The sequence below is a fragment of the Blastomonas sp. genome, from assembly GCF_046294995.1.
In the GTDB taxonomy this organism is placed as follows: domain Bacteria; phylum Pseudomonadota; class Alphaproteobacteria; order Sphingomonadales; family Sphingomonadaceae; genus Blastomonas.
This window is the reverse complement of the sequence record NZ_JBKBOG010000022.1, coordinates 22948-38104: the sequence shown is the minus strand read 5'-3', so window position 1 is coordinate 38104 and position 15157 is coordinate 22948. Positions and strand designations below refer to the sequence as shown.

The 15157-nt window shown below is 64.8% G+C and carries 15 protein-coding genes; 6 read left to right on the top strand and 9 right to left on the bottom strand.

Annotation, left to right across the window (positions count from 1 at the left end; all coding sequences use genetic code 11):
* From ACK4R0_RS16290 to ACK4R0_RS16260, 7 genes are all read right to left on the bottom strand, one after another.
* Positions 1-297, bottom strand: a 297-nt coding sequence (locus ACK4R0_RS16290; protein ID WP_409676453.1) for an FAD-dependent monooxygenase, incomplete at its 3' end; no start/stop codon positions are given.
* Positions 294-1235 (bottom strand): Gfo/Idh/MocA family oxidoreductase, encoded by a 942-nt coding sequence (locus ACK4R0_RS16285; RefSeq protein WP_409676450.1) that lies wholly within the window; start codon positions 1233-1235, stop codon positions 294-296. The genes ACK4R0_RS16285 and ACK4R0_RS16290, both read right to left, overlap by 4 nt.
* Positions 1232-2074 carry a class III extradiol dioxygenase subunit beta gene (locus tag ACK4R0_RS16280; RefSeq protein WP_409676447.1) on the bottom strand — a complete coding sequence of 281 codons (843 nt, stop codon included), beginning with the start codon at positions 2072-2074 and terminating at the stop codon, positions 1232-1234. The genes ACK4R0_RS16285 and ACK4R0_RS16280 overlap by 4 nt, the downstream gene beginning before the upstream one ends.
* The gene (gene ligA / locus ACK4R0_RS16275; RefSeq protein WP_409676444.1) at positions 2074-2481 is read right to left on the bottom strand and encodes a protocatechuate 4,5-dioxygenase subunit alpha; all 408 of its coding nucleotides are present in this window, start codon (positions 2479-2481) and stop codon (positions 2074-2076) included. Before ligA ends, ACK4R0_RS16280 begins: the two co-directional genes overlap by 1 nt.
* Entirely contained in the window at positions 2478-3503 is a 1026-nt protein-coding gene (locus tag ACK4R0_RS16270; protein WP_409676441.1) for an amidohydrolase family protein, read from the bottom strand. Before ACK4R0_RS16270 ends, ligA begins: the two co-directional genes overlap by 4 nt.
* The gene (locus ACK4R0_RS16265) at positions 3500-4375 is read right to left on the bottom strand and encodes a DUF1932 domain-containing protein (RefSeq protein WP_409676438.1); all 876 of its coding nucleotides are present in this window, start codon (positions 4373-4375) and stop codon (positions 3500-3502) included. Before ACK4R0_RS16265 ends, ACK4R0_RS16270 begins: the two co-directional genes overlap by 4 nt.
* Before the next feature lie 54 nt (positions 4376-4429).
* Positions 4430-5635: a LysR family transcriptional regulator gene (locus ACK4R0_RS16260; protein ID WP_409676435.1), complete on the bottom strand. Its 1206-nt coding sequence runs from the start codon at positions 5633-5635 to the stop codon at positions 4430-4432.
* A 98-nt stretch (positions 5636-5733) separates the two neighbouring features.
* On the opposite strand from ACK4R0_RS16260, the gene ligK reads away from it, so the two are divergent.
* The 3 genes from ligK (at position 5734) to ACK4R0_RS16245 (ending at position 8626) form a co-directional block, all read left to right on the top strand.
* Complete coding sequence (gene ligK / locus ACK4R0_RS16255; protein WP_409676432.1) at positions 5734-6405, top strand: 4-carboxy-4-hydroxy-2-oxoadipate aldolase/oxaloacetate decarboxylase; 672 nt, start codon at positions 5734-5736, stop codon at positions 6403-6405.
* Positions 6406-6567: 162 nt separating this feature from the next.
* Positions 6568-7602: a 4-oxalomesaconate tautomerase gene (locus ACK4R0_RS16250; RefSeq protein ID WP_409676456.1), complete on the top strand. Its 1035-nt coding sequence runs from the start codon at positions 6568-6570 to the stop codon at positions 7600-7602.
* A 139-nt stretch (positions 7603-7741) separates the two neighbouring features.
* The gene (locus ACK4R0_RS16245) at positions 7742-8626 is read left to right on the top strand and encodes an amidohydrolase family protein (RefSeq protein ID WP_409676429.1); all 885 of its coding nucleotides are present in this window, start codon (positions 7742-7744) and stop codon (positions 8624-8626) included.
* Between the two features lie 7 nt (positions 8627-8633).
* Here ACK4R0_RS16245 and ACK4R0_RS16240 read toward each other — a convergent pair whose 3' ends face one another.
* Both ACK4R0_RS16240 and ACK4R0_RS16235 read right to left on the bottom strand, forming a co-directional pair.
* Complete coding sequence (locus ACK4R0_RS16240) at positions 8634-9605, bottom strand: MBL fold metallo-hydrolase (RefSeq protein WP_409676426.1); 972 nt, start codon at positions 9603-9605, stop codon at positions 8634-8636.
* Entirely contained in the window at positions 9605-11923 is a 2319-nt protein-coding gene (locus ACK4R0_RS16235) for a TonB-dependent receptor (RefSeq protein ID WP_409676423.1), read from the bottom strand. Before ACK4R0_RS16235 ends, ACK4R0_RS16240 begins: the two co-directional genes overlap by 1 nt.
* A gap of 133 nt (positions 11924-12056) precedes the next feature.
* Between ACK4R0_RS16235 and ACK4R0_RS16230 the strand changes: the two genes are divergently transcribed.
* The 3 genes from ACK4R0_RS16230 to ACK4R0_RS16220 all read left to right on the top strand — a co-directional run bounded on the left by ACK4R0_RS16230 (position 12057) and on the right by ACK4R0_RS16220 (position 15155).
* Positions 12057-12962 (top strand): LysR family transcriptional regulator, encoded by a 906-nt coding sequence (locus ACK4R0_RS16230; RefSeq protein ID WP_409676420.1) that lies wholly within the window; start codon positions 12057-12059, stop codon positions 12960-12962.
* Between the two features lie 133 nt (positions 12963-13095).
* Positions 13096-14214, top strand: a complete 1119-nt coding sequence (locus tag ACK4R0_RS16225) for an FAD-dependent oxidoreductase (protein ID WP_409676417.1) — start codon at positions 13096-13098, stop codon at positions 14212-14214.
* A 38-nt stretch (positions 14215-14252) separates the two neighbouring features.
* A complete protein-coding gene (locus ACK4R0_RS16220) occupies positions 14253-15155 on the top strand; it encodes a VOC family protein (protein ID WP_409676414.1) in 903 nt (300 codons plus the stop codon).
* Positions 15156-15157: the final 2 nt, after the last annotated feature.

Sequence of the window (15157 nt, the reverse complement as noted above, 5' to 3'; positions counted from 1 at the left end):
GACCGTCTTGCCGGTCAGCGCCTTGATGTCGATGCGGACCATGAGGTCGCCATCGGCAAGGTTGAAGCCGTCTTCGACCAGCGCCTCGCGGTTCATCCGCGCATCGAGCCCCAGCCGGTGCATCAGATCGGTGGTCACCGTCTCCAGCACCCCTGCCCTGATCCGGCTTTCGACATGCGCGCGGGTCTGGCGCTCCAACACCACGCAATCGATACCCTCGGCCTTGAGCAGATGCCCCAGCATCAGCCCGGCGGGACCCGAGCCGATGATCGCGACCTGGGTCCGCCGGGCCGTCATGCGCCGAGCTGCTTTTCGAGATCGCCCAGCACCCGGTAGCAATCGAGCACCTGCGCCACCGAGCTGTTGGGCTCGCGCCCCTCCCGGATCGCCGCGATGAACTCGCGGTCCTGCAGCTCGATGCCGTTCATCGATACCGCGACGTTGGAGACATCGATCGGCTCTTCCTTGCCGTTCACCAGATCGTCGTAGCGCGCGATATAGGTCGCGCTGTCGCCGATATAGCGGAAGAAGGTGCCTAACGGGCCGTCATTGTTGAAGCTCAGCGACAGCGTGCAGATCGCGCCGCTCTCGCTCTTGAGCTGGATCGACATGTCCATCGCGATCCCCAGATCGGGATGGATCGGTCCCTGCATCGCATGCGCCTCGACGATCCGTCCCGCCTGATAGGCGAACAGATCGACCGTGTGTGCGGCATGGTGCCACAGCAGATGGTCGGTCCAGCTGCGCGGCTCGCCCTTGGCGTTGATGTTCTGGCGGCGGAAGAAATAGGTCTGCACATCCATCTGCTGGATATTGAGCTTGCCGCCCGTGATCTCGTTATGGACATACTGGTGGCTCGGGTTGAAGCGTCGGGTGTGGCCGACCATGCAAGTGAGCCCGGTTTCCTGCTGCTTGGCGAGCACCGCCTGGCTATCCGCCCAGCTGTCGGCGAGCGGGATTTCGACCTGGACATGCTTGCCGGCGTTCATGCAGGCGATGGCTTGGGCAGCGTGCATCTGCGTCGGCGTGCACAGGATGACGGCATCGACATCATCGCGCGCCAGCGCCTCGTCGAGCTCGGTCGTGGCATGCACCGCACCGTATTTTTCGGCCACGGCCTGCGCCTGCTCCAGACGTCGGCTGACGATCGAAACGATCTCCACCCCGTCGATCCGCTGCAATCCGTCGAGATGCTTTTCTCCGAAAGCGCCTGCGCCTGCGAGGGCAATTCTCATGTCTGTGGCTCCAATACCAGATGGCCGATCGCGGTGTTGCTGCACGGGATGTGATAATGCCGGTGCAGCGTCTTCACGGTCTTGCCGAGCGCGCCGCGCATGATCAGCCACATCACCATCTCGATGCCCTCGCTGCCGGTTTCGCGCAGATACTCGATGTGCGGGATGTGCCGCACCGCGTCGTCATCCGCCTCGAGCAAATCGAGGAAGCGGTTGTCCCATTCGCGGTTGAGCAGGCCTGCGCGCGGTCCCTGCAGCTGGTGGCTCATGCCGCCGGTGCCCCAGATCTGGACGTTGATATCCTCCGGAAAGCTCGCGACCGCGCGCGCGATCGCCTCGCCCAATGCCCAGCAGCGGTTGCCCGATGGCGGCGGATAGGTCACGACATTCACCGCGAGCGGGATGACCTTGGTCGGCCACGCGTCGCATTTGCCGAACATCATGCTGAGCGGCACGGTAAGGCCATGGTCGACGTCCATCTCGTTGACGATGGTCATGTCGAACTCGTCGAGGATCAGGCTCTGCGCGATGTGCCAGGCAAGATCGGGATGGCCTTCGACATCGGGCACGGGCCGCGGCCCCCAGCCTTCGTCGGCAGGCTTGTAGCGCTCGCCGCAGCCGATCGCGAACGTCGGGATGATCTTCATGTCGAAGGCGCTCGCGTGATCGTTATAGACCAGGATCACGACATCGGGTTTTTGCGCCTTCTCCCATTCGCGCGTCCAGTCATAGCCAGCGAAGATCGGGCCGAAATAGTCGTCGCGTTCCTTGCCCTGGTCGTGCGCGACGCCAAGCAGCGGCACATGGCTGCTGGCCACGCCTGCGGTAATCCGGGCCATCAGCGTTTCTCCCTTATCGATCGCATGCCTTCGGGCGAGCGGCCGCCGTCGAGCATCATCTGGCGATATTCGGGCCAGCTCATGTCGGTCATCGTGCTCACCGCTTCGGCAAAGGCGATGCCGTCGGTGGAAAACAGCTTGGAGAGGAAATAGATGTTGCCGCCCAATTCGATCAGCGCGTTGTAATCGCGCGCCATCACCGCAAGCTTGGCGTCTTCCGGTATCGCCCATTCGTCGAGATAGGCGCGCTCATCCGCCTTGAACCGGTCGCGGTTCTCCGCCTTGATCAGGCTCTGCGCAAACTGGTTCAGGTGATAGCCCTGCCGCGCCCTGGATGCGGTGAACACGCGGGTGCCCGGAATATCCTCGAACTCGGCGAGATAGGCGTGGATGTCCTGGTGGCTCATAGGCCGCGCTCCTTCAGCTGGGCATCGAGACGCGGGAAGACCCGGCGGGCATTGCACTCGAATATCATGCGGCGTTCGGCATCGCTGATCTCGAGCGCGTCGACATAACGCTTGGTGTCGTCAAAATAATGGCCCGTCGTCGGGTCGATGCCGCGCACCGCGCCGACCATCTCGCTGCCGAACAGGATGTTCTTGTTGTCGATCACTTCGGCGAGCAGATCGATCCCCGGCTGGTGATAGACGCAGGTGTCGAAGAAGATGTTGTTCATCAGATGCGTGTCGAGCGCAGGCTTTTTGAGCATGTCGGCAAGCCCGCGATAGCGCCCCCAGTGATACGGCACCGCGCCACCGCCGTGCGGGATGATGAAGCGCAGGGTCGGGAAATCAGCGAACAGATCGCCCTCCAGCAGCTGCATGAACGCGATGGTGTCCGCCGCGATATAATAGCCGCCGGTGGCGTGCATCGCCGGATTGCAGCTGCCCGAGACGTGGATCATCGCAGGCACGTCCAATTCGACCATCTTCTCGTATAACGGATACCAGAAGCGATCGGTCAGCGGGGGATGCTCGAAATGGCCGCCACCCGGATCGGGGTTGAGGTTGCAGCCGATGAACCCCAGCTCGGTCACGCAGCGTTCGAGCTCTTCGATCGAGCCTGCCATGTCGGCCTTGGGGCTCTGCGGCAGCATGCACACGCCGGCGAACACGCCCGGAAACAGCCCGACAACGCGCGCGATCAGATCGTTGCAACGCCGCGCCCATTCGCGCGCCACGCCCTCGTCGCCGACATGCGGCGCCATCGCCGATGCGCGGGGTGAGAAGATGGTGAGATCCGCACCGCGTTCCTTGATCAGCCGCAGCTGGTTGGCTTCGATGGTTTCGCGGATTTCGGCATCGGAAATGTCGGGATAGGGAGGGCAGTCGGTGCCTGCCTTGAACGCGGCCTTCTGCTCATCGCGCCAGGCATCATGCGCCTTGGGGAGGACCGTGTAGTGGCCGTGGCAGTCGATGATCATGGTCATGCAGCTCTCACAGTTTCGGGCAGGGTATCGCGAGCTTGCAGCGCATCCAGCTTGGATGCGAGGCCGTCGGGCGGGGTTATGCCCAGCGCACCGATCGCCCGCTGCCGCGCGATCGTGCCGCGGGTTATCACTGGATCGACGCCAAGATCGGCCAGCGTTGCGGCGACCTCTTCCATCTCGGCGGCACGGCGCAGCCCGTGCGCCATCATCCGGTCGAGATTGTAGTCGAACCGCTCGCCCCAGCTTTGCTGCTTCCAGCTGGCATCGAGCGAGGCGAGCACCGCGTCGGTGACCCCTGCCCTGTCAGCCGCCAGCGCGCATTCGGTCGTCAGCGCCTCGAGACCCTTGACCATCACCGAGCGGATCATCTTGATTGCCGAGGCATCGCCAACGTTCGTACCCGCCACCGAGACATGGGCAAAGCCCAGCGCCTGCAAGGCCTGGGCAGCGTCCTGCGCGTGCGGCCCGGACACCAGCAGCGGCACCGCGCGACGCTGCGGCAGCACCGGTGCCATCACCGCGACATCGGCGTAACGCCCGCCCGCCGCTTCGATCAGCTCTCCCGCGTTGCGCTTGGTCCCCGGCGCGACACTGTTCATGTCGATCCACAGCGCCCCGGGCGCCAGCATCGGGGCGTAATCGCGGGCTGCCGCCAATGCCTGATCGGCGGTGACGAGGCACATTACAGTGTCCGCCCGCACCAATGCCTGCGCCGGATCGTCATGGCCATCGACCTCATGCGCTGCATACGCCGCGAGCATCTCTGCGCGGGTCGCATCGCTCAGCGTCTTGCGATCGAACGCCTGCGCACCGGGCTGGGCAAAGGCGCGGCCCGCTTCTCCAAAGCCGATAAAGGTGACGCCGTTTGTCATTGCGCTGGCCTAGGCGGGAAGCGCGACCCGGCACCAATCCAATTGGACCGCGCCCTATTGGTTTTCGTGAAGTCTGGTCTCATCCGATGCCTGGTGGAGCAGGTCGACCAGCCGCTGCTGCGCTGCGGTGGGCCGCCAACCGCGCCGGGTGGTGAGCCCGATCGTGCGGACGCTGCCCGGCAGATCCAGGTCGATCCGCACCAGCATCTGCGCATCCAGCTCGACCGCGATCTGATCGGGCGAGAGCAACGTCAACAAGTCGCTCTGCATCACCAGCCCACGGATCACCATCACCGATCCGCATTCGACCGGCACCGGCGGCGGATCGCCTGCAAACAGCGCCTGCCAGTGCGCGCGCAGCGGCGTGCCCTGCGGCCCGACGACCCAGGACTGGCCCTGCAGTTCGTCCAAGCCCACCTTGCGTCCGGCGAGCGGATGCTCCCTGCGCCCGAACACCGCCAGCCGATCGGTGAACAACGCGACCTGCTCCACCTCGGGCGGTGGCGCCTCGCGCAAGGCGCCGATCATCAGGTCGATGACCCCGTCGAGCAACGGATCGATCAGCTCGCGCCACGATCCTTCGACGACATCGATCACCGTTCCGGGGCAATCGCGCAGGAAGTGCGCGATGGCGCGCGGCACCACCAGCGCGCGGCTGAGCGGCATCGCGCCGATCGCGATCCGGCTGGCGGCGCTGGTCTCGCCGCGCGCCTCGGCGATCCCGGCGGTGATCTCGCCTGCTGCCAGCCGGACGCCGCGCGCCATTGCGCGCCCCGCCGGCGTCAATGCCATGCCGCGCCCGCGCCGCTCGGCGAGCACTTGCCCGCTGATCTGCTCGAGCTCGCGCACCGCGCGGTGGATCCCCGGCTGCGACAGGCCGCTTGCCGCCGCCGCCCCGGCAAAGCCCTGCGCATCGGCGAAATGGAGGAAGGCCTGCAGCTGCGTCGCGGTCATCAGCTGCTCGGGTCGCGAAAAACCCCGCACCGCCGACCGGCCCTGGCGGCGCGCGGCGGCAGCGAGATGGGCGAAAGCACGCTCGACCCGCTCGGCCAGCGCTGTTCCCGCCAAGGTCGGCTCGACCCCGCCCGAGTGGCGGTCGAACAGCAGCACGCCCAGTTGCCGCTCCAGCTTGGCCAACCCTTGCGTCAGCGCAGGCTGCGACAGCCCCGCCGTCTCCGCCGCGCGGTTGAGGCTGCGCAGCGCAACGACGCTGACGAGCGCGCGCAGATGGCGCAGGTTGAGGTCGAACGGCTTGGTCATGGCAGCAAGACATAGCAAAAACTTATCGGCCGTCCACAAGTTGGATTGGCGCAGCGCGCGGTCGCGGGCGCACGGGGAACGGCAAAGGAGCAATGCGCATGAACGTGGTGGTGCAGAATATCGAACGGACGGCGCTGGATATCGTCGATGGCCTGGGCGCTGCAGGGGTCGCAACCGTGCACGAGGCGCAGGGTCGCATCGGGCTGCTCGCGCACCATATGCGGCCGATCTATGCCGGGGCGCGGGTCGCGGGCAATGCCGTCACGATCTCGGCGGCTCCGGGTGACAACTGGATGATCCACGTCGCGATCGAGCAACTGCAGGCGGGCGATATTCTGGTGCTCGCGCCCACCAGCCCGTGCGTCGATGGCTATTTCGGTGATCTGCTCGCCACCAGCGCGATCGCGCGCGGCTGCCGCGGGCTGGTGATCGATGCCGGGGTGCGCGATGTCCGCGATCTCACCCAGATGGGCTTTCCGGTGTGGTCCAAGGCGGTGTTCGCACAGGGCACGGTCAAGAACACGCTGGGCAGCGTCAACGTGCCGATCGTCTGCGCGGGCGCGGCGATTCAGCCGGGCGATGTGATCGTTGCCGATGACGATGGCGTATGCGTGGTGAAGCGCGCCGATGCCGCAGATGTGCTGGCCAAGGCGCAGGCGCGCGAGGCCGCCGAGGAAGCCAAGCGCGTCCGACTGGCGGCGGGCGAACTCGGCCTAGACATTTACGACATGCGCCCCCGCCTCGCCGAGATGGGGCTGAAATATGTGTGATGGGACGACCTCCCTCTCCCCATGGGAGAGGGAAGGGGCCCGCGCGGTGCAACCGCGTGGGAAGGGTGAGGGTGACATTCGCCCGCTCACCCTCACCCTTCCGGCGCTTCGCGCCTCCCTGCCTCTCCCGCTGGGAGAGGGAGCGTGAAGTCCGCCCGCTGCATGTGGATGCGCGGGGGCACGTCGAAGGGCGGGTTCTTCCTGAGGGACGACCTGCCCGCCGACCCCGCCGAACGCGACGCGTTTCTGCTGCGCGCGATGGGCTCGCCCGATCCGCGCCAGATCGACGGCATGGGCGGCGCCGATCCGCTGACCAGCAAGGTCGCGGTGGTGAGCAAATCAAACCGCCCCGGTGTCGATGTCGACTATCTGTTCCTGCAGGTGTTCGTCGACCAGGCGATCGTCACCGACGCGCAGAATTGCGGCAACATGCTAGCGGGTGTCGGCCCGTTCGCGATTGAGCGCGGCCTGGTGGCGGCGGACGATGGGGTGACGCGGGTTGCGGTGTTCATGGAGAACACCGGCCAGGTCGCGGTCGCCAGCGTGCAGACCCCGGGCGGGCAGGTGCGCTATGACGGCGATGCCGCGATCAGCGGCGTTCCCGGCACCGCAGCGCCGATCCCGCTGGCCTTTCGCGATACCGCCGGGTCGTCGTGCGGCGCGCTGCTGCCGACGGGCAACGGCGTGGATGTGATCGACGGGGTTGCAGTGACGATGATCGACAACGGCATGCCCTGTGTGGTGATGGCGGCAAGCGATGTCGGCGTCACCGGCTATGAGGACCGCGACACGCTCGACGCCGACACCGCGATGAAGGCGAAGGTCGAGGCGATCCGGCTCAAGGCCGGGCCGCTGATGAACCTTGGCGATGTCAGCGCCAAGTCCGTTCCCAAGATGATGCTGGCCGCGGCCCCCGCAGAGGGTGGCGCGATCGCCGTGCGCTCGCTGATCCCGCACCGCGTCCATGCCTCGATCGGCGTGCTCGGCGCGGTCAGTGTCGCCACAGCCTGCCTGATCGAAGGATCACCCGCCGCGAGGCTCGCGCATGTCCCCGATGGACTGACCAAGACCTTGGGTGTCGAGCATCCCAGCGGTGTCACCGAATGCGTGGTGACGGTCGATAACAGCGGCGCGCCGGTCGAGGCGGGCATGCTGCGCACCGCGCGCAAGCTGATGGATGGGGAGGTTTTCGGGTGAATTTCTGCTTGTCACCCTCACCCTTCCGGCGCTGCGCGCCTCCCTCCCTCTCCCACCGGGAGAGGGAAGGGGCCCGCACCGCAAAGCGGTGTGGGAAGGGTGAGGGTGACCGAGCCTCAATGAGAACAGGATATATCCAATGAGCACCGACACCCAGGGCCGGGTCCGCAGCTGGACCCTCACCCCCTCGAAGCCGCGCTACGCCCCGCCGCCGGGCGCGGTGGATGCGCATTGCCATGTCTTCGGGCCGATGGCGGACTTCCCGTTCAGCCCCAAGGCCAAGTACCTGCCGCAAGATGCCGGGCCCGACGCGCTGTTCGCCCTGCGCGACCATCTCGGCTTTGCGCGCAACGTCATCGTCCAGGCCAGCTGCCACGGCACCGACAACAGCGCGACGCTGAACGCCATTGCGCGCTCGAACGGCATGGCGCGCGGGGTTGCGGTGGTCGATCCGGCGATCTCGAATGCCGACCTCGATACGCTGCACGCCGGCGGCATTCGCGGCGTGCGATTCAACTTCCTCAAGCGGCTGGTCGATAATGCGCCCAAGGACAGGTTCCTCGAGATCTCGCACCGCATCGCGCGGCTGGGCTGGCATGTCGTGGTGTATTTCGAGGCGGATATTCTCGAAGAAATGCTGCCGTTCCTCGCGGCGATCCCGGTGCCGATCGTTATCGACCATATGGGCCGCCCCGATGTTTGCCAGGGGCCAGATGGCGCGGACATGACCGCATTCCGCCGCCTGCTGGGCAGCCGCGCCGACATCTGGACCAAGGTCACCTGTGCCGACCGGCTTGATCCGGCAGGCCCGCCTTATGCAGATTTCGTGGCGGCAGTGCGCCCCTTGGTCGAAGACTATCCCGACCGCGTTTTATGGGGCACCGACTGGCCGCATCCGAACATGGAAAATGTGCTGCCCGACGACGGGCTCCTGGTCGATACCATCCCGCAGATCGCGCCGACGACCGAGCTTCAGCACAAGCTGCTCGTCGCCAATCCGATGCGGCTTTACTGGGCCGATTGAACGCCGGTCAGAACCGGTCGAGATCGTTGGCCAGCGTCACCGGCCCGGAATAGCTCTTCGCGATCTGCGCGACATAGCCCTTTGTCCGTTCCGGATCGGGGGTGCCTGCCGCAAAATGGGTGATCACCAGCGCCTTGACGCCCGCTGCCGCCGCAAGCTGGCCAACCGCGTCGGGGGTGAGGTGATGGGTCGAGAGGTGCTGTTCGAGATCGCGCTTGGCCGCTGGCGGCATGTTGGGGGAATTGCGCGCGACATTGGCCATCGTTCCGGCCATGTCGATCATCTCGCTGACCAGCAGGTCGGCGCCGTTGGCGAGCTTTTCGACCGAAGCGCTCGGTCCGGTATCGCCGGTATAGACGATCGACCGGCCCGGCATGTCGAAGCGGAAGCTGAGCGACTTGTAGTTGCGATCCTCGACGCTTCCGGCGGCGAAATCATAATGCGTGTTCTGCGCCGCAGTCACGGTCATGCCATCGACCATGATCTGCTCGCCATCGGCGAGTTCGATCACTGTGACCGTATCGGCAGGCGGTATCCAGGGTTTGCCTGGAATGCCGTATCCGGCGCGCGCGGCAGGCTGCATCGACGCGACCATGCCTGCGACCAGTTCGCGCGTTCCCGCCGGACCATAGACGGTGAGCGGCTCGCGCACGTTGGTCTGGTTGCGCAGCCCCAGCACCGCCGAAAGCCCGCCGGTGTGATCGACATGCAGATGGCTGAGGAACACCGCACTGACGCGGGGCAGCAGAATGCCCGCCTTCGCGAGCTGCTGCACCGTGCCGTCGCCGGCATCGACCAGACACACTTTGCCGGCATGCACCAGCGCATTGGCCGGCTGCGAGCGGTCAGGGCTGGGAACAGGCCCGCCCATGGTCCCCAGGGTGATGAACCCGTCCTTCCCGGCCGAGGCCTGCTGGGCGGTGGCTGGCGATGCCAGGACAAGCGCAGCCAGCACCAGCCGGGAAAGACGGATGCGCATCAGAAGTTGAACCCGAGGCGCACGCCATAGGTGCGCGGCGGGCGCAGCGTGCCGACGGGGAAGTCGAGGATCGGCCGGGTGCCTGCGCGTGCCAGCACTTCTTCATCGGTGATGTTGTTGATGAATGCGGTCACGTTCCAGCCGGCCAGGCTTTCGAGCGTCGCATAGGCATCTGCCATCGCGAAGCTGTCCTGCCGCTCTTCGGGGCGATAGTTCGAGTTCAGGAAGCGACCGCTCTCGATGTTGCCGCGCGCGCCGAAGACCAGATTGAGGTCGCCGGTCAGCTCGAACGTGCGTTCATAACCCAGGTTCAATGCCCATTTCGGCGAGTTGACCGTGGGCCTGCCCGAGCAGTCGATGTCGAAGAAGCGTGCAGCATTGACCCCGGGATTGGCAAGACGGCTGCCGACAGTGGTGCAACCCGTCGTCACCGGCGCGCCGGTGGGCGAGAAGTTGGCGGTTTGCAGGCTGTTGTACTTGCCATTGAGGTACTGCAGGTTGACGCTGAACAGGTCGTTTCGGCTCGGTGCGAAGCGTGCCTCGAACTCGGCGCCATAGATGCGCGACTTGCCGGCGTTGACCGTGGTCGATCCTTGCGCGAAAATGCCGCCAGCGGTGGGCACGCCACCGACGAAGGTGATCTGCTGGTCCCTGTAATCCCAGTAGAACGCCTCGATGTTGAGCTGCAGCTTGTTGTCGAAGAACCGGTTCTTGGCGCCGACGGTATAGGCGGTCAACTCTTCCGGATCGAAGGTGTTGTTGGGCGGCTGGGCGACGAAGAACCCGCCCGATTTGAACCCGGTCGCGACGTTGGCATAGACCAGCGAGGCAGGACCCGCATCCCATTCGACCCCGGCTTTCCAGGTGAACTTCTCGAACGAGAGGTCTCCGGTGAACGGCGCGCTGAGCGGCGGCTGGATCGGGCCGGGCAAACCACCGGCGGCCACGGAGGTAAACTGCGTCTTGTCTTCCTTGGTATACCGGCCACCGGCGACCAGACGAAGCGTATCGGCGATATCGAACGTCAGCTGGCCGAAGGCAGCGATGCTCTCGGTGCTGAGACGCGGCGTGAAGCGGGTGTTGGAAATGTTGCCCTGGCGGAAGAAGTTTTCGGTGATCTGGTTCTCGCCGAAATAGAAGGCGCCCAGCACATAACGCAGCCTTTGGTCTTCGTTGGACGCCAGCCGGACTTCCAGTGACATCTGCTCGGCCTGATCGTTGATCGTTCCGGCGAAGCCCGGAAGATAGGTCAGCAGCTTCACGTCGGACTTGCGATAGGCCGGAATGACCGTCAGCGTACCGAAGCCCATGTCACCCACCACAGTGGCGCTGACCCCGAAGAACTGATTGTCGAGAAACCCGTCGGTGCCCGCCAAAGCGACGCAGCCGCTGTTGACGAAGTTGCCCGCACCTCCGCAGAAGGGCGGCGCAAAGATGCCGGACGCCAGCTGCCGCACGGCAGCCTGGGCCCGCGGATCGGAAATGCTCACCCGGTCTTCGAGCGCAGGAACCGCATAGCGCGCCTCGGGCAGGAGGACCGCGCCGGCGCCCTTGCCGCGCTGGTTGTAGTAATCGGCGACCAGCGTCATCGACCAGCGGTCGGAGGGCTCGATCAGCAGCGATGCACGCACCGCTTCGCCCTTGTCGTCGTCATAGCCGTCCGAGATATACCCATCGCGATCGACGATCTGGCCCGCCAGCCGCAGCGCGACGGTGTCACCGATCGGAATGTTGAGCGCGAGCGAAGCCTTCTTGCTGTCGTAATTGCCGTACTCGAACAGCGCCTCGCCGCCGAATTCGCCCAGACGTGGCGCCTTGGGGATGACGTTGATCGCGCCGCCGGTGGCGTTGCGGCCATACAGCGTACCCTGCGGTCCCTTGACCACCTCGACCCGCTCGAGATCGTAGAAAACGCCCGCAGGCGCGGTCGGGCGGCCGACATAGATGCCGTTGAAGTTGAACGCGATCGCGTTTTCAGCGAACGAGTTCTGCGAATTGGTGCCGACACCGCGCAGGAAGAAGCTGGTGGTGCCGCCGGTGGGCTGGACGACCAGCGAAGGAACCAGACGGCCAAGGCCACCGGTTTCGGTGATGCCCGATTTGGTGAGATCATCGCCGGTCACCGCGCTGACCGCAACGGCGGCGCGCTGCAGGCTTTCCTCGCGGCGCTGCGCGGTCACGACGATCTCGCCGAGCCCGGTGTTTTCCTCGTTCGCGGTGGTGGTGGCAGCGTCGGATTGGTCCTGCGCCCATGCGGCGGTACCCGGGACGATCAGTCCGGCCAGTACGGTGGTCGCCAGCAGCAATGCTCTCATCATTCATCTCCCAAAAAGGCGCGAGTGCCTGCACGGGCAACCGCTGTATTGGAGTGCCTTTTAAGACAGGGGCTAGCCATAGGTTAAATCTTTTGTTTTAATGGTAATCCAATCACAGCATCGATAGGTTAATTTCATGCGGTTCAAGGGTCTCGATCTCAACCTGCTCGTGGCGTTCAGCTGCCTGATGGAAACGCGCAGCGTGTCGCGCGCCGCCGAGCAGGTCCATCTCAGCCAGCCGGCGATGAGCGCAGCGCTGGGCCGGTTGCGCGATTATTTCGGCGATGACCTGCTCGTGCTCCAGGGCAAGAGGATGTTTCCGACCGCTTATGCCGAATCGCTGCTGCCGATGGTGCAGGATACGCTGCGACAGGTCGAAGCGCTGATCACGACCTCCACCGCGTTCGATCCGGCAACCTCGCAGCGCACTTTCAGGCTGATCGCATCGGACTATATCACCGCCGCAATCATCGCGCCGCTGTCACGCCGGTTGGCCGATATCGCGCCGGGCATCCGGCTCGAATCGGTGCTGCCCTCGGACGGCAGCTCCGATCTGCTCGCGCAAGGCGCCTTTGATCTGCTGATCACGCCGGAGGATTTCATCAATCCGCGCCAGCCCGCCGAGCTGTTCTTCGAAGAGCGCCATGTCGTGGTCGGCTGGGACCGCAATCCGCTGTTCGCCGACGTGCTGACCGAAGAGGCCCTGATGCAGGCCAGCCATGTCGGGGTGCATATGGGCAACCAGCGCACCAGCGCATTCGGCGACAGCACGATGGAGCAGCTCGGCCGCTTCCGGCGGATGGACGTGATGGCATCGTCGTTCACCGTCGTTCCGTGGCTGGTGATCGAGACGGGCCGACTGGCGCTGATGCATGAGCGCCTCGCGCGGCGGATGGCGCGGATGTTTCCGCTGGCGATCGCGCCGATACCCTTTCCCTTCCCGATGATGCGCGAGATGCTCCAGTTCAACCGTGCGCGCGCCAATGACGAAGGGCTCAAATGGCTGCGCAATCAGCTGCGTCACGACAGCGCGCTTCCATGATCTTGATACAAGCATCGACGTAACGGATAGCTATCGATCCAAACAATAAGATTTACAGATTTACGTGTGTTCCTCTATTTCAGCAGCATGATGAACCCCGGATTGAACGGGGTGCCGGAGAGGGTGCACACGCGTGAAAGACTTGAGAATTCTGATCGTTGGCGGCGGTATTGGCGGACTGACCTCGGCCATCGCGCTGCGCCGCAAGGGCCATGCCGTCGATGTTATAGAGCGCGATCCCGATTGGTCGGTCTATGGCGTCGGCATCATTCAACAGGGCAATGTCATCCGCGCGATGACCGAACTGGGCTTGATCGACGACTATATCAGCGCCGGATTCGGCTTCGACCGGGTGCAGGTGTACATCCCCACCGGCCAGTGCGTTGCCGATATTCCCACGCCCCGGCTGGTCGATGGCTATCCCGGCAATGTCGGCATCGGACGGCGGGCGCTGCACAAGGTTCTGGGCGACCGCACCATCGGTGCCGGTGCCAACGTCCGGCTCGGCCTGACGGTGAGCACGATGGACGATGACGGCAGCGGCGTATCGGTGACGTTCAGCGATGGCAGCACTGGACGCTATGATATAGTCATCGGCGCCGACGGCCTGTATTCGCAGACCCGTCAGACGATCTTCCCCGATGCGGCCAAGCCCGAGTTCACCGGCCAGTCGGTGTGGCGCTACAATTTCAAGCGGACGCCCGATGTCATCGGGTTGCAGGCTTATGAAGGGCAGACCGGGATCGGGCTGGTCCCGCTCTCCGACGAGCTGATGTACATGTACGTGACAACGCCCGAGCCGGGCAATCCGCGGTATGCCAAGGAAGACCTGGCATCGGCAATGCGCACCAAGATTGCCGGAGTCCCCTCGCCCGCGATCGCCGCATTGGTCGATCAGATCACCGACGATGAAGAGGTAGTCTACAAGCCGCTCGAATGCCTGCTGCTCGAAGGCGCATGGCACAAGGGCCGCGTCGCCCTGCTGGGCGATGCGGTGCACGCCACCACGCCGCATCTGGGCCAGGGCGCAGGCATGGCGATCGAGGACGGGCTGGTGCTTGCCGAGGAGCTCGAGGCTGCCGACGACATCGAAACCGCCTTTGCCGCCTATCGCGACCGGCGCTTCGAACGCTGCCGCTATATCGTCGATTCATCAAAGGCGATCTGCTTCGGCCAGATCGGCAAGGGTCCGCTGGTCGATAACGCGATCGCCACCCGCGAAATGTTCATGAAGGTAGCCGAGCCGATCTGAGGCTCGCACCGCTGGAAAAATCAAGGAGTTACAAGACAATGGCTAGAGTGAGTGAAATCCGCCATGTCGGCTATGCCGTCACCGATCTGGCAGCGGAAGCTGCCTTCTACCGCGATACCTGGGGCCTGCGCGATGCGGGCGAGAAGAACGGCATGCTGCACTTTGCCGCCCAGGGCCATGACGAACTGTATGTCATGCGCCTGCGCCAGTCCGATGTGCAGAAGATCGACATCATCACGCTGGCGGCCGACAGCCGCGCCGATGTCGATGCGCTGCACGACGAGGTCGTCGCCTATGGCTGCCAGGTCGTCTTCGCGCCCAAGGGCCTCGACACGCTGGGCGGCGGCTATGGCTTCCGCTTCTTCAGCAAGGACGGGCTGCCGTTCGAGATTTCCAGCGATGTGACCCGTGGCCATTCGCGCGAACTGGTTCGCTGGGAAGGCATTCCGCAGAAGATCAGCCACATCGTGCTGCACTCGCCCGATCACAAGGAGATGGTGCGCTTCTTCACCGACGTGCTGGGCTTCAAGGTCAGCGACTGGCTGGGCGATTTCATGTGCTTCCTGCGCTGCAACCAGTGGCACCACCGCATCGCGCTGCTTCCGGGACCTCCGTGCCTCAACCATGTTGCCTATGACATGCTTGGCGTCGACGACATGATGCGCGGAATCCACCGGCTCAAGCAGATGGGCACCGACATCCGCTGGGGTCCCGGCCGCCACACTGCAGGCAACAACACCTTCAGCTATTTCACCACGCCGGGCGGCTTTGCGGTCGAATACACCGCCGATCTCGAAGAGGTCGACGATGAGACCTGGGTGGCGACGGTGCACGCGCCTGCGCCCTTGGTCATGGACCAGTGGGGCATCGGCACCGGTGGTCCGCAGACCATGCCGCACGCTGCGCCCGACAAGGGCCTGTTCCAGCCGGCAGGAGTATAAGC